The 17,329-nt window shown below is 63.1% G+C and carries 18 protein-coding genes and 2 pseudogenes; 11 read left to right on the forward strand and 9 right to left on the reverse strand.

The window, feature by feature from the left end:
• The first annotated feature begins 110 nt into the window (after window positions 1-110).
• From C4Q26_RS23135 to C4Q26_RS28905, 7 genes and pseudogenes are all read left to right on the forward strand, one after another.
• Entirely contained in the window at window positions 111-1,229 is a 1,119-nt protein-coding gene (locus C4Q26_RS23135; protein WP_104883602.1) for an ABC transporter substrate-binding protein, read from the forward strand.
• A 63-nt stretch (window positions 1,230-1,292) separates the two neighbouring features.
• The gene (locus tag C4Q26_RS23140) at window positions 1,293-2,186 is read left to right on the forward strand and encodes a branched-chain amino acid ABC transporter permease (protein WP_104883603.1); all 894 of its coding nucleotides are present in this window, start codon (window positions 1,293-1,295) and stop codon (window positions 2,184-2,186) included.
• Window positions 2,179-3,045: a branched-chain amino acid ABC transporter permease gene (locus tag C4Q26_RS23145; RefSeq protein WP_104883604.1), complete on the forward strand. Its 867-nt coding sequence runs from the start codon at window positions 2,179-2,181 to the stop codon at window positions 3,043-3,045. Before C4Q26_RS23140 ends, C4Q26_RS23145 begins: the two co-directional genes overlap by 8 nt.
• The gene (locus C4Q26_RS23150; protein WP_104883605.1) at window positions 3,042-3,842 is read left to right on the forward strand and encodes an ABC transporter ATP-binding protein; all 801 of its coding nucleotides are present in this window, start codon (window positions 3,042-3,044) and stop codon (window positions 3,840-3,842) included. Before C4Q26_RS23145 ends, C4Q26_RS23150 begins: the two co-directional genes overlap by 4 nt.
• A complete protein-coding gene (locus tag C4Q26_RS23155) occupies window positions 3,839-4,558 on the forward strand; it encodes an ABC transporter ATP-binding protein (protein WP_104883606.1) in 720 nt (239 codons plus the stop codon). The genes C4Q26_RS23150 and C4Q26_RS23155 overlap by 4 nt, the downstream gene beginning before the upstream one ends.
• A gap of 106 nt (window positions 4,559-4,664) precedes the next feature.
• A pseudogene (locus tag C4Q26_RS28900) lies at window positions 4,665-5,636 on the forward strand (cache domain-containing protein); the annotation flags it as partial.
• Between the two features lie 54 nt (window positions 5,637-5,690).
• Window positions 5,691-6,545, forward strand: a complete 855-nt coding sequence (locus tag C4Q26_RS28905; protein WP_371919609.1) for a methyl-accepting chemotaxis protein — start codon at window positions 5,691-5,693, stop codon at window positions 6,543-6,545.
• A gap of 81 nt (window positions 6,546-6,626) precedes the next feature.
• Here the strand turns inward: C4Q26_RS28905 and arsJ are convergent, their stop codons facing one another.
• From arsJ to C4Q26_RS23175, 3 genes are all read right to left on the reverse strand, one after another.
• Complete coding sequence (gene arsJ, locus C4Q26_RS23165; RefSeq protein WP_023380954.1) at window positions 6,627-7,859, reverse strand: organoarsenical effux MFS transporter ArsJ; 1,233 nt, start codon at window positions 7,857-7,859, stop codon at window positions 6,627-6,629.
• 9 nt (window positions 7,860-7,868) lie between these two features.
• The gene (locus C4Q26_RS23170; RefSeq protein WP_027906729.1) at window positions 7,869-8,873 is read right to left on the reverse strand and encodes an ArsJ-associated glyceraldehyde-3-phosphate dehydrogenase; all 1,005 of its coding nucleotides are present in this window, start codon (window positions 8,871-8,873) and stop codon (window positions 7,869-7,871) included.
• 130 nt (window positions 8,874-9,003) lie between these two features.
• A complete protein-coding gene (locus C4Q26_RS23175) occupies window positions 9,004-9,360 on the reverse strand; it encodes a metalloregulator ArsR/SmtB family transcription factor (protein ID WP_027906728.1) in 357 nt (118 codons plus the stop codon).
• 195 nt (window positions 9,361-9,555) lie between these two features.
• Between C4Q26_RS23175 and C4Q26_RS23180 the strand changes: the two genes are divergently transcribed.
• From C4Q26_RS23180 to C4Q26_RS28910, 4 genes and pseudogenes are all read left to right on the forward strand, one after another.
• Complete coding sequence (locus C4Q26_RS23180; protein ID WP_027906727.1) at window positions 9,556-10,095, forward strand: chalcone isomerase family protein; 540 nt, start codon at window positions 9,556-9,558, stop codon at window positions 10,093-10,095.
• Window positions 10,092-10,640 carry a DUF3833 domain-containing protein gene (locus C4Q26_RS23185; protein ID WP_371919393.1) on the forward strand — a complete coding sequence of 183 codons (549 nt, stop codon included), beginning with the start codon at window positions 10,092-10,094 and terminating at the stop codon, window positions 10,638-10,640. The genes C4Q26_RS23180 and C4Q26_RS23185 overlap by 4 nt, the downstream gene beginning before the upstream one ends.
• 42 nt (window positions 10,641-10,682) lie before the next feature.
• Window positions 10,683-12,209 (forward strand): cryptochrome/photolyase family protein, encoded by a 1,527-nt coding sequence (locus tag C4Q26_RS23190; RefSeq protein ID WP_104884065.1) that lies wholly within the window; start codon window positions 10,683-10,685, stop codon window positions 12,207-12,209.
• Window positions 12,206-12,328 (forward strand): annotated as a pseudogene (locus C4Q26_RS28910) (DUF2256 domain-containing protein); the annotation flags it as partial. The gene C4Q26_RS23190 and the pseudogene C4Q26_RS28910, both read left to right, overlap by 4 nt.
• Here the strand turns inward: C4Q26_RS28910 and C4Q26_RS23200 are convergent.
• From C4Q26_RS23200 to C4Q26_RS23225, 6 genes are read right to left on the reverse strand one after another with little or no spacing between them, the layout of a single operon-like run.
• Window positions 12,326-12,814, reverse strand: coding sequence for a DUF2878 domain-containing protein (locus C4Q26_RS23200; RefSeq protein WP_027906724.1), 489 nt, complete (start codon window positions 12,812-12,814; stop codon window positions 12,326-12,328). The pseudogene C4Q26_RS28910 and the gene C4Q26_RS23200 overlap by 3 nt on opposite strands.
• Window positions 12,814-14,076 carry a cyclopropane-fatty-acyl-phospholipid synthase family protein gene (locus C4Q26_RS23205; protein WP_104883608.1) on the reverse strand — a complete coding sequence of 421 codons (1,263 nt, stop codon included), beginning with the start codon at window positions 14,074-14,076 and terminating at the stop codon, window positions 12,814-12,816. Before C4Q26_RS23205 ends, C4Q26_RS23200 begins: the two co-directional genes overlap by 1 nt.
• Window positions 14,051-14,860: a DUF1365 domain-containing protein gene (locus C4Q26_RS23210; RefSeq protein WP_104881640.1), complete on the reverse strand. Its 810-nt coding sequence runs from the start codon at window positions 14,858-14,860 to the stop codon at window positions 14,051-14,053. The genes C4Q26_RS23205 and C4Q26_RS23210 overlap by 26 nt, the downstream gene beginning before the upstream one ends.
• Window positions 14,857-16,104: an NAD(P)/FAD-dependent oxidoreductase gene (locus C4Q26_RS23215; protein ID WP_023380943.1), complete on the reverse strand. Its 1,248-nt coding sequence runs from the start codon at window positions 16,102-16,104 to the stop codon at window positions 14,857-14,859. Before C4Q26_RS23215 ends, C4Q26_RS23210 begins: the two co-directional genes overlap by 4 nt.
• 6 nt (window positions 16,105-16,110) lie before the next feature.
• Window positions 16,111-16,863: an SDR family oxidoreductase gene (locus tag C4Q26_RS23220; RefSeq protein WP_023380942.1), complete on the reverse strand. Its 753-nt coding sequence runs from the start codon at window positions 16,861-16,863 to the stop codon at window positions 16,111-16,113.
• On the reverse strand, window positions 16,860-17,282 hold the full coding sequence (locus C4Q26_RS23225) for a nuclear transport factor 2 family protein (protein ID WP_104881641.1): 423 nt from the start codon (window positions 17,280-17,282) through the stop codon (window positions 16,860-16,862). Before C4Q26_RS23225 ends, C4Q26_RS23220 begins: the two co-directional genes overlap by 4 nt.
• Between the last annotated feature and the right edge of the window lie 47 nt (window positions 17,283-17,329).

Raw genomic sequence — 17,329 nt, forward strand, 5'->3', positions numbered from 1 at the left:
GAGCGACGTGGAAGCACCGGTACTTGAGCTGTTTGTCCCGCTGATACAGGGGATTGCATGACGCAATGCGCGACGGCCGAAGCCGTCACGATCATTCCAAGGAGACAGTTATGCCATTCAAGTTCCGCTCCATTCTTACCTCCAGCTCCCTGTTCTTCACCCTGGCCATGGCTGCGCCGTTCAGCCATGCCGCTGACGCCATTCAGATGGGCGCGGTACTGTCCCTGACGGGGGCCAACGCGACTGTCGGCGAAGATGTCCGTCGGGCCGTGAAATTGGCCGAAGACAAAGTCAACGCCGACGGGGGGGTGCTGGGCAAGCCGTTCCAAGTCATCGTCGAAGACTCCGGCGGCAACCCTACCACCGCCATCAACGCCGCACGCAAACTGGTCAGTGTCGACAAGGTGCCGGTGGTGATCGGCGAGTATTCATCGGGCATCAGTATTCCGATGGGGCAATACTTGGTGAAAGAGGGGGTAGTACACATCAACATCGCCAGCACCAGTGTGAAGATTCGGGACTTGGGCGCTAGCTCGTTCAACCTGATCGGCCTCGAAGACAAGGGCAACAAGTTCTCGTCCCAGGACGCCTGGGACCTGGGCTTTCGCAAGGTCGCCATCCTGGCGCCGAACAACGCCTATGGCCAGGGTGTCGCCCATGGTTTCCGCGCCGAGTTCGAAAAGCTGGGCGGCAAGATCGTCAGCGAGACCCTCTACACCGCAGGGCAGTCCACCTACCGCCGCGAGTTGCAACAGATCGCCCGCGCCGAGCCGGATGCTTACATCTATACCGCCTACGGCCAGGAGTCGGCGGTGATCAATCGCGAGGCCCTGGAGCTGGGGCTGCGTGAGCAACCGTGGTACGCGATTCTGCTGTCCATGAGCCTGTCCGACACCCCCGCCAACATCGCCCAGGGCCAGTTGGGCATGGAGGTTGGCTCTTACGTCGGCCCAACCGGCAAGGCTTATGCCGATGCCTTTGCCGCCAAGTACAAGGAAGGCATGAAAACCTCCTACACCGGCTATGCCTACGATGCCGTGCTGATGACCGCAAAGGCCATCGAGAAAGCGGGTTCCACCGAGCCTGCAGCGGTTCAGGCTGCACTCAAGGATGTGGGCAAAGGCTACGACGGCGTTACCGGCAATGTTGCGTTCGACGCTGGCCGTCAACGCCTCGACCCGCCGTACGCGAAGCTCAAGTACGACGGCGGCAAGGTCGTTCCCCGATAAGTACGCGACACACCCGCCCGGCATTCCGGGCGGGTATCTGCCTGCCCTTGCGGAGTGTTTTTCATGTTGCAGTTCCTGATCGATACCTTGCTCAGGGCCACTGACCTTGCGCTGATCGCCTTCGGCCTCAGCCTGGTGTATGGCCTGGTCAAGTTCCCCAATATCGCCCATGTGCAATACGCCATGCTCGGTGCCTACCTGACCTACGCCCTGGCGGCCGGCGGCTTGCCATTGCCGCTGGCGTTGTCGTGCGCCGCACTGCTGGTCGGTGCCTTGACCCTGTTGCTGCAGCGCGTGGTGTTCCAGCGTCTGTTGAAGAGTGGCCCGGCAATTGCCATGATCGGTTCGCTTGCCATTGCCATGCTGCTGGTCGCCGCCGTGCAAGGCGCCGCCGGGACTTTCCCGCGGATGTTCGAGCTGCCGTTGAGGGCGCCGCTGGTCATCGGTAACGCGCGGGTCACCCCTACGCAGTCGTATTTCTTCCTCACGACCGTTGCACTGCTTGCGACCTTTACCGTGGCGCTGTTCCACACCCGTCTCGGACGCGCCATGCGCGCGCTGGCCGGTAACCCGGGACTGGCAAACGCCAGTGGCCTGCACGCCACCCGAATCTCTCAGGTAGTGACCTTCGCCAGCGGTGCCATCGCAGGCCTGGGTGGCGGGCTGCTGGCGCTGTCCACGGGCGCTCACATCAACCTTGGTCATGACCTGCTGCTGCCGGTGTTCGCCGCCGCTATCCTCGGTGGTCTCGGCAACCCGATGGGGGCGGTGGCTGGCGCCTTGCTGATCGCCTTCACCGAAACTCTGGTGACCAACCTCAATCTCGGCTGGCTGGTCGGCGAGCAAGTGGCGTTCCTGCCGGTGTCCTATATCAGCGGCGCGGCGTTCCTGATCCTGCTGCTGGCTTTGTTGTTCAAGCCATACGGCCTGTTCGACCGGGAGGTGCGGCGTGTTTGACTTTCTGGTTTCCGCCCTGACATTCGCCAGCCTGTACGGCCTGATGGCGCTGGGGCTCAATCTTCAGGCCGGTTATGCCGGCTTGCTCAACTTCGGCCACATCGCGTTCGCTGGCGTGGGCGCTTATGCCACGGGCATTGCCATCCAGGCGGGGCATGCGTGGTGGTCCGGCATGGCCCTAGGCATTCTGCTGGCCATGACCCTCGGTTGGTGCATGGCCCGCCTGGGGCGCAAGCTGGCTTCCGATTACTGGGGCATCGCCACCCTGGCAATCGCCGAGATCCTGCGCGTGATTGCCACCAATGAAGGTTGGCTGACCGGAGGGGCACAGGGTATCGGCGCCATCCCGACGTTAGCCGATGGCGTCGGCTTTCTGGTCATGATGCTGGTGTTGCTGGCCGTTGCCGCGCTGCTCTGCCAGCGATTGGCCGATGGTCGCTTCGGACGCGCGCTGCGCTTGATGCGTGAAGAGCCACAGTTGGCAGCCTGCATGGGCTACGACCTGACCTCGCTGAAGTCACGGGCGATCATGAGCGGGGCTGCACTCACGGCTGTTGGCGGTTCGTTGTATGCGCATTTCATGAGTTACGTCGGGCCGGACTATGTGCTGGCCTCGGAAACCTTCCTGCTCTGGACCATGTTGATGATTGGTGGCCTGGGCAACTTGCGGGGTGTGCTGCTTGGGGTGTTTCTGGTGCAGTGTGCCTACAGCCTGGTGCCGTTCGCCAAGGATCACCTCGGCTTCGACTCGGATCTGGCTGGCGCCCTGCGCCTGGGTCTGATTGGCGCGATCCTGCTGGCCTGCCTGATGTGGCGCAGCGAGGGTCTCATCCCCGAAAAAGTAAGGAAGATCACATGAGTGCCACTCGCGAAAGCCTGCTTTGCGTACGCTCGGTAGCCAAGGCCTTTGGTGGCAACCAGGTGCTGCGCGATGTCAGCTTCAACGTACAGCGCGGCGAAATCGTCGGCCTGCTCGGCCCCAATGGCTCGGGCAAAAGTACCTTGCTCAACTGCATCACTGGTTTTGAAACGGTAGATGATGGTGCCATTGCGCTTGGCCCTCGACGCATCGACGACTTGCCTGCGCACCGTATCGTTCGCCAGGGTATCGCTCGGACGTTTCAGTTGCCGTCGATGCCCTCCCGGATGTCCGTCTTCGAAGTGGCCATGGCCGCCAGCTCCCAGCAACATGGTGTTTTCGCCACGCTGTTCGGCACCCCCCTGTTGCGCCGGGCAGAACAACAGGCCCGTGCCAAGGCCGAGCGCTTGATCGACGAATTGCTGCTGGGCCGCGTTCGTGACTTGCCTGCTTCGTCGCTGTCCGGCGGGCAGAAGAAACTGCTGGGTATCGTCTGCGCGCTAATGGGCGAGCCTGAACTGGTGTTGCTGGACGAGCCCACTGCCGGCGTTCACCCCAACCTGCGCCGTGATCTGGTCGCCGCGCTCAAGCGCCTCAACGGGCTGGGCATGACCTTGGTCATCGTCGAGCATGACATGCACTTCATTCGCGATGTCTGCAGTCGTTGCGTGGTCCTCGATCGCGGTGAAATCGTCGCCAGTTGCACGCCCGACAAGCTGGCTTCCAACGAGCGGGTGATACAGGCCTACCTGGGCGGTCGCCATAACCCGCAGACCTTGCAGGAGAGCACGCCATGATCGAAGTCAAGGACGTCGTTGCCGGCTATTCGGCGGAGGTCGACATCTTGCGCGGTATGTCCCTGCATGCCGCGGAAAAAGAAATCGTCACGTTGCTGGGACCGAATGGTTGCGGCAAAAGCACGCTGCTCAAGACCATCGCCGGCTACCTGTTGCCGCGCAAGGGGCAAGTCCTGCTGGAGGGGAAAGACGTGTCGCGGGTGCCGGTCCATGAAAAGATCCGCCGCTGCCGAGTGGGTTTCGTGCCGCAAACCGACAATGTCTTCGCGAGCCTTAGCATCCGTGAAAACCTTCAGGTCGGCGGGCACTACCAGCGTCGCCAGGACAACCTGCAACGCATCGACGAATTGTGTGCGGTCTACCCGATCCTCGCGAGGAAGTTCAACGCCCCGGCGGCGTCGATGTCCGGTGGTGAACGGCAGATTCTCGCCCTGGCCCGGGCATTGATGCCCCGGCCCAGCCTGCTGTTGCTCGACGAGCCGTCGGCGGGTTTGTCCCCCAAGGTGTTGCTGGAGGTCTTCGAAGCCATCGAGCAGATCCGCGCTCAGGAGGGAGTGACGATCCTGATGGTGGAGCAGAACGCCATGGAAGCGCTGCGTATCTCAGACCGGGCCTATGTGCTGTCGATGGGGAGGGTGGCGCTAACCGGCGACGCTCACGAGCTGATGCACGATCCAGACGTCAGTGAGCTGTATCTGGGAGGGCGGGTCGCCTGAGGCTCTGCTGGCGTTCGCGTCTTCGCGCTCCTGGGGGCGCGAGTGCCACCAGAGGTTTTTTGGCCGCGCAGTTCGGTTGCGCGGTCCTTTTTCGATGATCTCCATGATGAAATTCAGTCACAAGATTTTGCTGGCAGCCGCCCTTGTGGTGGTATGCGCATTTGCCTTGTTCACCCGCTACAACTACAGCTGGCAACAGCGGCTGCTGGCCCGTGAGCTGCAGGGCCAGCTGCGTGAAGTGGGGGCCTTGTCCGCCGATAGCATCCACAACTGGCTCAGCGGCCGCGTGCTGCTGGTGGAAAGCCTGGCCCAGCGCCTAGCTGCCGACACCCGTGAAGCGGCAGTGGAACAAGCCTTCGATCAGGATGTGCTGCGGAACACATTCAACATGGTGTACCTGGCTCGCGCCGACGGTAGCTTCAGTATCCGTCCGCAGCAGGATATGCCTGCAGGCTACGACGCACGCCAGCGTGACTGGTATCAGCGCGTGCAGTCACGCGATGCCAGTGTACTGACCGAGCCCTACATCAATGCTGCCACCCAGGAAATGATCATGGCCGTTGCTGCCCCGGTGAGTCGTGCTGGTGAACTGTTGGGCGCCGTCGGTGCAGGAATGCCCATCGACACCTTGGTGCAGATCATCAACAGCGTCGACTTGCAAGGCAAGGGCTATGCCTATCTGGTCAACGGCGAGGGCAAGATATTGGTCCATCCGCAGACCGATCTGGTCAATCGGCGTCTTGCCGAACTCGACCCGGCCAAGCCGCTGAGCATCAGCCGCGAACTGCAAGAGCACGAGGTCGATGGCCACGTACGCATCGACACGTTCATTCCGGTCGCCGGCCTGCCAGGTACGGACTGGTACGTCGGGCTCTCGGTGGACCGCGATCTGGCCTATGAACAACTCAGTGACTTCAGCCGTTCGGCACTGATCGCCATGGTGGTGTCGGTGGTTCTGGTCATGCTTGCCCTGGGGGGGCTGCTGCGTTTGCTACTCAAGCCGCTGGTGCGCATGGGCGACGCCATGGGCGACATCGCCGCCGGGGAGGGCGACCTTACCCAGCGCCTGCCCGCGGGCGGGCGCGATGAACTGTCCCTGCTGGCGTTGGCGTTCAACCGCTTCGTCGAGCGCATGCAAAGTACTATCGGTCAGGTCGCGACCGGTAGCGTCGGTGTCGATGAAGGTGCGCGCCGCGTGGTACATGCGAGCCAGACCACCCTGAGCCAATCCAGCGAGCTGGTGCAACGCAGCGACAGCGTCGCTGCTGCGATCGAGCAGTTGGGTGCGGCAGCCCAGGAAATTGCTGGCAGCGCCGCCAGGGTTTCGCTGCAGAGCGCCGAGGCACGTACCCAGGCCGAGCAGGGCCACAGCATCCTCGGGGAAGGCTCTGCCGCGCTGGATGCCCTTGCAGCCCAGGTCGATAGCGCGCGTGCCAGCATCGAGCAGTTGGGCGGGCAGACCGAAGCCATTGGCCGCATTCTCGAGGTGATCCATGGTATCGCCAAGCAGACCAACCTGCTGGCACTCAACGCCGCGATCGAAGCGGCGCGTGCGGGCGAGGCGGGCAGAGGGTTTGCCGTAGTGGCAGACGAAGTGCGTCAATTGGCCCATCGCAGCCAGGCGTCGGCGCAAGAGATCCAGGACATGATCGAGTCGCTGCAGGCTGGTGCACGGCTATCGGTGGATTCGATGGTTGCCAGCCACCGTCATGCCGAGCGCAGTGTCGAGGTCATAGCCCAGGCCTGCCGAGGTATTGATAGCGTGATTGGACGTTTGGCCGACATTGACGAAATGAACCAGTCGGTAGCCGCCGCGACCGAGCAGCAGCGTGCGGTGGTCGAGTCGATCAACCGTGAGGTGGGCGAAATCTCCCTGCTCAACCAGCAGGTTCAAGCCAGTCAGCAGCAGGCACTCCAGGTGTGTGAGGCGTTGGATGGCCGTTCTGGGGAATTGCGCCGGTTGGTGGCCAGCTTCCGCATTGAGTGATGATTCGCGGGCGTCTTGCGAAACCCAGGATCGCCGCTCGGTGTCAGCGCAGGCCCCACAGCCTGCGCTGTTCGGCGCCGCTCAGTCGTGCTGTCGTACCCGGTTGCCGTGCCTTGGCAATCCGACCGAGATGAGTGCCGCAGCCAGGACGAAAACGCTGGAAACCCACAAGCAGGCCTCCAGGCCATAGGCCTGGAATACCCAACCCGAAAGCAGCGTGCCCATCAGCCGTCCCAGGGCGTTGGACATGTAGTAGAAGCCCACGTCCAGGGAAACGCCATCCTCCTTGGCATAGCTCACGATCAAATAGCTGTGCAGCGATGAGTTCACCGCGAACAGCACGCCGAACAACATCAGCCCGCCCAGTAGCACGATCTGGGCCGAGCCACCGGCTGTGAGGCCCAGTGCCATGAGCAGGGGCAGCCCGGCCAGGGCGATGGCCCAGGTGAAGGCGGCTCGGCCGTCGGGCACATGGCCTTGCTTCTTGCCGGTGAGGTAAGGGGCGAACGACTGGACGATGCCGTAGCCGATGACCCAGGCGGCCAGAAAACCGCCGACCATCCAGAAGTCCCAGCCGAAAGTGGCGCTCAGATAGACCGGCAACGCCACAACGAACCACACGTCGCGGGCCCCGAACAGGAACAGCCGTGCAGCCGAGAGGATGTTGATCGCCCGGCTCTTGGACAGCATGTCGCGGAACTTCGGTTTGGCCTTGGCCTTGCCAAGGTCTTTTTTCAGCAGGAGCAAACTGCCGATCCAAACCGCTGCCAACACGGCCGCCATGGACAGCACCGCGTGGGTGAAACCAAGCAGCGCGAGCAGCGCTCCACCGAGGAAGAAGCCCACGCCTTTGAGCGCGTTCTTCGAGCCGGTGAGGATGGCCACCCACTGGTAGAGGGTGCCTTGCTGGCTGTCCGGCACCAACAGCTTGATCGAACTTTTGGCGCTCATCTTGTTGAGGTCCTTGGCGATGCCGGACAGCGCCTGGGCAGCCATCACCCAGGGCACCGTCAGCCCGGCCGCCGGGACCGTCAGCATCATCAAGGCCACGACTTGCATGCCCAGGCCGATGTTCATGGTGCGATTGAGCCCCAGGCGTGCGCCAAGATAGCCCCCCGTCAGGTTGGTGATCACGCCGAACACTTCATAGAACAGGAACAACGCCGCGATCTGCAGCGGCGTATAGCCCAGTGCATGGAAGTGCAGGACCACCAGCATGCGTAACGCGCCGTCGGTGAGCGTGAAGGCCCAGTAATTGCCGGTCACCAGCAGGTATTGACGCACGTCCCCGGACAGGGCTGACAACGCCTTCATGATCGTTGTCTACTCCGCCATGCCGACGAGTCGGGCCAGTTCTGCTGCACGGTTGGCATAGCCCCATTCGTTGTCGTACCAGGCGTAGATCTTCACCTGGGTACCGTTGACCACCAGCGTGGACAGCGCGTCGATGATCGAGGAGCGTGGATCGGTGCGGTAGTCGATGGACACCAATGGCCGTTCTTCATAGCCCAGGATGCCCTTCAACGCACCTTCGGCAGCCGCTTTGAGCAGGGCATTGACCTCTTCGGCGGTGGTCGCGCGTTGAACCTCGAACACACAGTCGGTCAGCGAGGCATTGGCCAGCGGGACACGCACGGCGTGACCATTGAGCTTGCCGCGCAGCTCAGGGAAGATTTCCGCGATCGCAGTGGCCGAGCCGGTGGTGGTGGGGATCAGGCTCATGCCTGAGGCCCGGGCGCGACGCAAGTCCTTGTGTGGCGTATCGAGGATGCTTTGGGTATTGGTCAGGTCGTGGATGGTGGTGATCGAACCGTGGCGAATGCCCAGGTGCTGATGAATTACCTGGACCACCGGAGCCAGGCAATTGGTGGTGCAGGAAGCAGCGGTGACGATGCGGTGCAGGGCCGGGTCGAACACGTGCTGGTTGACACCCATCACCACGTTAAGCGCGCCCTTTTCCTTGACTGGCGCACACACCACCACGCGTTTGACGCCCTGATCCAGATAGGCCTGGAGCACGGCCACCGACTTCATCTTGCCGCTGGCCTCGATCACCAGGTCGCAGTCGGACCAGTCGGTTTCTGCAAGGGTTTTGTTCGCGCTGACCTTGATGCGCTTGCCATCGATTACCACCGAGTCGCCGTCTGCGCTGGCTTCGCGGTGCCAGCGGCCGTGGACCGAGTCGAAGTTGACCAGATGGGCGTGTGTCTTGGCGTCGCCGGCTGGGTCGTTGATCCGGACGAATTCGAACTCTGGCCATTCCCAGGATGCGCGCAGCGCCAGGCGGCCGATACGTCCGAATCCGTTGATGCCTACTTTGATTGCCATGTCGTTGTACTCAGGTTGTGCTCAGAGAGCGCTCATAGGGGTAGGGCGGCAATGGCCGCTCGATGACCGATGCAGCGGACGTCGGTCTTGTTCAGGGTGAAGGCGAAGGAGGTTCTTCCATCCGATGGCATCAGCAGCAGGTGGCGACGCGCCGTGGGCGATCCCCCATGGCGTCCAGCCGATCGGCAGTGCGACTCAGCCATTCGCGATTGGCCTCGAGGGTGATTGCCAGTACCTCTCGCACCCAGGCGGGCAGCGCTGGATGCAGGCGGTAATAGACCCATTGGCCTTGCCGGCGGTCCTCCAGCAGGTCACAGGTGCGCAGTTGCGCCAGATGGCGGGAAACCTTGGGTTGGCTTTGTTCCAGTGCGCAGGTCAGCTCACAGACGCAGAGCTCTTGCTCGCGGGCGATCAGCAGCATCATCCGGATGCGATTCTCATCGGCGAGGCATTTGAAAACCTGGAGGGGTGACAGCGGGTCAGTCATGGCGTGTCTCGGTGGCTGGGTTTCACTGCCAGCCCGCAGGGGTGCACTGAGCGTATATGATTTTCCGAATATACGATTTTCCGGATGTATTGCAAGTCGGACGTGAGGGCAGGTTTCGTCAGAAGCTGTACATCCCCTTCATAAAGTTGTACAAATGTATCTTCTTGTACAGGATTGAGTGAGCTGGAGGTCAGCATGACGCACGCTGCGCGTTGGACCTGCCTGTGGTTCCTGTTGATCTGCCTGCAAGCGGCAGCAGCCGACTGGCGGACAGCGCTGCCCACGGCACAGCGACTGGGCAGCGGTGAGTTCACCTGGTTCGGGTTGCGTGTCTACAGCGCCAGGCTTTGGACCAACGGACCTGTACAGGATTGGCGACAGCCCTTTGCGCTGGAGCTGCTCTACCACCGACCGATTTCCCGCGAAACTCTGGTCCAGGCCAGCATGGATGAGATTCGCCGACTGAACACGGGGGCCGTGACGCCGGAGCAAATCGCTGCATGGGCCGAGCTGATTCAAACGGCATTCGTGGATGTGCGCCCTGGAATGCGCATCACCGGTTTGTACTTGCCGGGTGAGGGATGCCGCTTCTATGTCGACGGCACGCTACACCGGGAAATCGCCGACCCGGCCTTTGCGCGGGCGTTCTTTGCGATATGGCTCGACCCTCGGGCCAGAGACCCTCGACTGCGCCTGCGCTTGCTGGGGCAGGTTAGCGACGACGAAGGAGCATGAGCATGTACAGGGCACTGGTGTTGGCGGCCTGCGTTTTATTGGGTAGCTGTGGCAATGTTGGCGTCGAGCGCTACGCCTCGGAGCAGCCGAAATTAGACCTGGCGGGTTTCTTCTCGCAGCCGGTGCAGGCCTGGGGCATGTTCCAGAAGCGCTCCGGGGAAGTGGTCAAGCGTTTTCACGTGTGCATCGCCAGCCGGCGGGACGGTGAGCGGCTGATCCTCGACGAGCGTTTTCTTTACAGCGATGGCACGCGTCAACGGCGCGTCTGGACCCTCGTGCCAGACGGCCCTGGCCGCTGGCGCGGAACCGCGGCGGACGTGATTGGCGAGGCCCGCGGCGAGGTGGCGGGCAATGCGCTGCGCTGGCGCTACCAGCTGGATCTGCCCGTGGACGGGCGGCACTGGGAGGTCGACCTGGACGACTGGATGTACCTGATGGACGACGACACCCTGATCAATCGCTCGCGCATGAGCAAACTGGGCGTGGAACTCGGGCAGATCACCTTGTTCTTCCGCCGTCTGCCGGAAGGCGCTCCCTGCAACTGAATAAGGGCCTCTGACCATGGCCAGCCAATGGTGACCAACGCAATGCGTCTCGGCCTGGTGCTCGGTGACCAGCTGTCATTCGACCTGGCGAGCCTGGCGGCGCTGGACCCGACCCAGGACGCCGTCCTCATGGCCGAAGTCAAGGGGGAGGCCCGCTATGTGCCGCATCATCCGCACAAGATCATGTTCATCTTCAGCGCCATGCGTCATTTCGCCCAGGCCCTGCGCGAGCGTGGGTGGCAGGTGCATTACGTCGAGCTGGATGCCGAAGGCAACAGCGGCAGCATCGCCGGCGAGCTGCGGCGCTGGTGCAAGGTGCTCGGTGCGAGCGAAATTCACCTGACCGAATGCGGCGAGTGGCGTCTGGAACAGGCGCTGCGCGATGCCGGGCTGCCGCTGGTGTGGCATCGCGATACCCGCTTCTTATGCTCGCGCGAGGCATTTGCGCGCTGGGCGCAAGGGCGCACGCAACTGCGCATGGAGCATTTCTACCGAGGCATGCGCAAGCGTTGTGGCCTGCTGTTGGAGCCCGACGGCAGTCCGGCAGGCGGCTCGTGGAACTTCGATGCCGACAATCGCAAATCCTTGCCGCGAGGCCTGCGCGGGCCGATTCCGGCGCAGTTCGACCAGGATGCGATCACCCAAACGGTGGTGGACTTGGTCCGGCAGCGTTTCAATGATCATTACGGTGCCATGGACGGTTTCGATTACCCCGTGACCCATGGTCAGGCCCAGCAGCTCTGGCAGCATTTTCTCGACTTTGGCCTGGCGGCATTCGGCGATTACCAGGACGCCATGGCCGAAGGCGAACCGTACCTGTTCCATGCACGCATCAGTGCGGCCCTGAATGTCGGGCTGCTGGATGTCCGGCAGTTGTGCGCGGATGTCGACCACGCCTGGCGCAGCGGCCAGGTACCGCTCAATGCCGCTGAGGGCTTCATTCGTCAGTTGATCGGCTGGCGCGAATACGTGCGGGGCATCTACTGGTTGCGCATGCCCGAGTATGCTGGGCTGAACCACCTGGGCAACGATCGCGCGCTGCCGACGTTCTACTGGACCGGGGATACGCGCATGCGCTGCATGGCGCAGGCCATTGGGCAGACCCTGCGGCTTGGCTACGCGCACCATATCCAGCGGCTGATGGTCACTGGCAATTTCGCTCTGTTGGCCGGCATCGCACCAGACGCCATTTGCCAGTGGTACCTGGCGGTGTATATCGATGCGTTCGATTGGGTCGAGCTGCCCAATACCTTGGGCATGGTGATGCACGCCGATGGCGGCTATCTGGGCTCCAAACCCTATTGCGCGAGTGGTCGATACATCCAGCGGATGTCCAACCATTGCCAGGCCTGCAGCTACAAGGTCGGGCAGGTCACGGAGGAGAATGCCTGCCCGTTCAATGCGCTGTACTGGCATTTTCTGATTCGGCATCGTGCCCAGCTATCTGCCAATCCGCGCCTGCGCCTGGTCTATGGAAGCCTCGACAACATGTCACCGGCGCGTCGCCAAGCGGTGTGGGAGCGTGGCCAGGAGTTGTTGGCACGGCTGGATGCCGGGGAGGCGCTATGAAGAAGGGTTTATTGCCGAGCAAGGTTTGCGTGGTGTGTGGTCGCCCATTCGATTGGCGCAAGCGCTGGGCGCGGTGTTGGGACCAGGTGCGGTACTGCTCGCAGCGCTGCCGAAGGTCAGCGCCACGCGGCGATGCGCACCAGCAGGGGGAAGGCCAGCGCCCAGATCGGGGCCAGCAACAGCGCGGTGGGCAGTGACCCCAAGGGTAGCGCCACATCAGCCAGCCCGGCACCGCCCAGGTAAGCCGCCGGGCCGCCCAGAGCACCCAGCAGTGCGCCACGCCAGAATGGGCTGCCAGCCCAGGCCAAGCTGTGGCGCAAGCCGCTGGCCAGCACCAGCCACAAAAGCCCCAGCCACAGGGGCAGTGGCCAGGTGCCGAAATCGAAAACGCCCAACGATCCCAGCAGACTGTCCATGACGCAGCCGGCCAGTGTGACCCGCCACAACGCCTTGGTCTCGGCGGCAAGGTCCGCGCACAGGTACAGGTGCACGGCCAGCCCGATCGGCACCAGTAGCAACAGCCACGGGTATTTTGCGCCGAGCACGCAAAGCCACCAGCCGGCCTGCAACCATAGGGCGTTGGCCACCAGCCAGGCGCTGGGCATCATGGCTGTGCTGGCAACGGCGCACGCCGGGCCAAGGGGGCTGCCCACAGCAATTGTGCTACACCGATTGCACGCTCTTCGAAGCCGCCCTGGCAATAGCACAGGTAGAACTCCCACAAGCGCTGGAACGTGTCGTCGTATCCCAGCGCGGCCAGCGTGGTGCGTGACTGGCGCAGGTTGTCGCGCCAATGCTCCAGCGTGCGTGCATAGTCCACACCGAAATCTTCCAGATGCACGAGGTTGAGCGGGGTCTGCCGGCTGGCGGTGTCGAGCATCACGCTCAGCGACGGCAGGGCGCCACCGGGGAAGATGTAGCGTTGGATGAAGTCCACAGAGCGCCGCGCCTGGGCATAGCGCTGGTCACGGATGGTGATGGCCTGCAGCAGCATCAGCCCGTCGGGCTTGAGCAGGGCGGCGCACTGGCGGAAGTAGGTCGGTAGGTAGCGGTGGCCCACGGCCTCGATCATTTCGATGGACACCAGCTTGTCGTAGCTGCCGACCAGGTCGCGGTAGTCGTCTTGCAGTACGGTCACGCGCTGCTCCAGGCCAAGGTCCCGGACCCGCTGCAAGGTATAGCTGTACTGCGCTTGCGACAGCGTGGTGGTGGTGACTCGGCAGCCGTAGCGGGTTGCGGCATGGATGGCCAGGCTGCCCCAACCGCAGCCGATTTCCAGCAGGTGGTCGTTCGGGCTGAGTTCGAGCTTCTGGCAGATGCGCTCCAGCTTGTTCAGTTGCGCCTGTTCCAGGGTTTGCCCTGGATGCTCGAACTTGGCCGCGGAATACATCATGGTCGGGTCCAGCAACTGCTCGAACAGTGCGTTGCCCAGATCGTAGTGGGCCAGGATGTTGCGCCGGGCACCGCGCCGGCTGTTGCGGTTCAACCGGTGCAGCAGGCGCAGGGCTGGTCGGCCAAGACGTGCCAGGCCACCTTCCAGGGCGTCCAGTACGTCGAGGTTGGCCACGAACAGGCGGGTCACCCGCGCAAGGTCCGGGCTGCGCCAGTAGCCATGGATATACGCCTCGCCGGCGCCAATCGAGCCATTCCCGGCGATCATGCCCCAGGCTGCGTCATCGAGAATCTCCACCTCGGCCTGCAACGGGCTGGCGGCATCGCCAAAGTTCCACTGCCGCCCATGGCTGAGCAGCCGCAGGTGGCCGTGGCGTAACTTGCCCAATTGGGCGAGCAGGGCGTTACGTGCCAATGTGCCGAGCAAGGGCGCCAGGCCTGCGGACTTGCTAACGCTCAGAGTGGGGTTGGGCATGGTTGGGGTCCTCGCAGGGTTGGCCGAGTACCAGGTCGCCCTGGCGTTCGGTGTGGTCATGGATGGGCGTGCGTTTGAGTAGAAGGCGCAGCGCCTGCCAGTAGATGGCCGAGACGGTGCGCAAGCTCATCCAGGGGAAGGTCAGGATGTACCCCCGCAGTGCGCGCCTATCCAGGGGCTGAAGCTGCAGGGCGAGATCGGCATCGAAGACTTTCTGGCCGTCCTGCCAGTTCTGCATGTGAATGCGTACTTGCGTCGCCGCCAGGCGAAAGTGCAGGCGGTAGTCCATGTTCAACGGCATGAACGGCGACACATGGAAGGCCTTGGCCAGGGTGAAGGACGTCGCCAGGTTGCCCTCTACCGGCAGCACATAGTGGTAGCGCTCGCGCCAGGGAGTGTTGCGGACTTCCAGCAGGATCGCCGCCAGCTGCCCGTCGTGGTCATGGCAGAAGTAGAAACTCACCGGATTGAACGACAGCCCCCAGCAACGCAATTGCGTCAGCAGTTGGACGTGTCCAGTGGGTGTGCGGCCGGTGGCCTGACCGACCAATGTGCGGGCAGCTTCGGCTAGCGGTGTACCTTGGCGGGTCAGGGCGGGCAGGTAGTCGGTGTCGCGCCAGCTCAGAGGGGCCAGGCGCCAGCGTCCGATCCAGCGCGACAGCCCCAGCCATGCGGCTTGTTCGTCCAGGTCCAGCAAGAACATGCCTACCCGGTAACGGAACGCGTGGGGGCGTGGCGCCAGGCGGCGGTGGCTGAGCCAGCCCAGGCAAAGGCTGCTGTTCACAGCTGCTCTCCAAAGTGGCGCGCCACCTGCAGCGCGCTCACCACGCCGTCTTCATGAAAACCATTGCCCCAATAGGCACCGCAGAAGTAGCTGTGCAGATGGCCTTGTATCTGTTCCTGCCTTGCCTGCGCGGTGGAGGCGGCCAGGCTGTATTGTGGGTGGGCGTAACGCAGGCGGGCGATGATGTGTGCCGGGTCTATGAGTGCGGTTTGGTTGAGACTGACGCAGAAGGTCGCCGGCGCCTGGATACCCTGGAGAATGTTCATGTTGTAGGTGACCGCGGCCGGGGCATGCTCGGCGCCGCCCAAGCGGTAGTTCCAACTGGCCCAGGCTTTCCTGCGGCGCGGCAACAGGCGGATGTCGGTGTGCAGCACCACGTCGTTCTCGGCGTACCCTATGGCGCCTAGCACGGCGCGCTCTTGGGCGCTGGGTGCTTCCAGCAGCCCGAGGGCCTGGTCGCTGTGGCAGGCAAACACCACGCTTTCGAAGCGTTCGGTGCCGGCGCTGGTGAAAACGCTCACCCCCCCCTCGTCGCGGCTGACCCGGTGGACCTTGGTGCCAAGGCGAATACGATCGGCGAACGGTCGGCACAGCGGCTCGATGTAGCTACGCGAGCCGCCCTGGATGACCCGCCATTGCGGGCGATCGTTGACCGACAGCAGGCCATGGTTGCGACAGAACCGCACGAAGAACCGCAGCGGGAAGTCGAGCATGTCGGCGCGGGACATCGACCAGATGGCCGACCCCATCGGTACGATGTAGTGTTCGATGAAGCGTTGCCCATAGCCATGGGTCGTGAGGTAGCTGCCCAGGGTGGTGGAGGCATCGATGCGCTGGTTGTCCAGGTCGGCCAGTGCCTGCCGGTTGAAGCGCAGGATGTCGCGCAGCATCCCCCAGAAGCCCGGCGACCACAGGTTTCTGCGTTGGGCGAACAGGGTATCGAGGTCGTGACCGTTGTATTCCAGGCCAGTGAGCGGGTCATGGACCGAAAAGCTCATCTGCGTTGGTTGCGACGCGACCCCGAGCTGACCGAGCAGGCGTATGAAATGGGGGTAGGTCCAGTCGTTGAAGACGATGAAGCCAGTGTCGATGGCATAGCGTTGGCCCTGCCAGTCCACATCCAGGGTATGGGTGTGCCCGCCGATCCATTGCTCGGCCTCGAACACTGTCACTTCGTGTTTGCGCGACAACAGGTAGGCGCAGGTCAAACCTGCGATACCGCTGCCGATGATCGCTATGCGCATGGGGCATCATTCCTGTTCATGGCGTGCCAGGCGTCGGCCAATCGCCAGGCGCAGACGCGCAGGCAAAGCACCGAGCAGGCGCAGGACAAAGGTGAATAGGCCGGGGAAATTGATCTCCAGCGGGCGCCGGGGCAGGCGCTTGGCGATATGGCTGGCGGCGCGCTGGGCTGGCCAGATCTGGGGCATGGGGAAGTCGTTGCGGCGGGTCAGCGGCGTGTCGACGAACCCCGGACTCACCAAGGTCACGTCGATACCCTCGCGCGCCAGGTCGATGCGTTGCGATTCCACCAGGTAGCGTACAGCCGCCTTGGATGCGCCATAAGCTCCCGCCCGAGGCAAGGCCAGCCAGGTAACCGAACTGCCCATCACCACCAGGTGCGGGCGCTCCCCAGCGCGCAGCAAGGGCAGGGCGGCTGCCAGGCAATGGTTCAGCGCGAGGAAGTTGGTGCGGATCACGCGTTCGACCAGCTGCGGGTCGTATCGGCCGGGCTCCAGGTATTCGCAGGTACCTGCGTTGAGGATGACCATGTCCAGGCCACCCCAGGCCTGCTCGATGCAGGCGGCGACCTGGGCTACCTGGCGTGGGTCGTCGAGATCGCCGATGGCCAGCAGCACTTGGCCAGGAAACTGTTCGGCAAGGGGTGACAGCCGCTCGGCATGACGGCTGCCGAGTGCCACTTGGTGCCCCTGTTCGAGCAGGCATCGCGCAAGTTCGGCGCCGATCCCGCTGCTCGCGCCGGTCAGCCAGCAACGGCTCATGCCAACCTGCCTTTGAGCCAGCGGATAGCGCCGCCCATGACCGGAACATGCTCGTAGAGCAGGGCTCCTGCGTCGAAGAAGTCCTGATGCAGATGCACCCGGTCCTGCCATTGCAGGTAGCTGCAACCTTGCAAGGCGATCGGCCGTCCGCCGGACAGGCGAGGGTGGCGGAACTGCAAGGTCCAACGCAAATAGCCTTGACCAGGCCCTACCTCATCGGCGCCTGTGAAGGTGTAGCGGATGTCCTGCGCGTTGGCGTAAAGCTGGGAGAAGTAGGCCTTCAGTGCCTCAAGACCCTGAATCTGATGCAGGGGGTCGCGAAAAGTGACCTCTTCGTTGTACAGGTTTACCAGCGCATCGATATTGTGCGCGTCGAGCCGCGCGAAGCGTTGCGCGAATTGCTGCAGGTAGGCGGACATGCGAGTCTCCAGGCAGGCCTGTACAGATAATGAATCTTGTACAGGTA

Source organism: Pseudomonas sp. SWI44 (genome assembly GCF_002947915.1).
Taxonomy (GTDB): Bacteria; Pseudomonadota; Gammaproteobacteria; order Pseudomonadales; family Pseudomonadaceae; genus Aquipseudomonas; species Aquipseudomonas taiwanensis.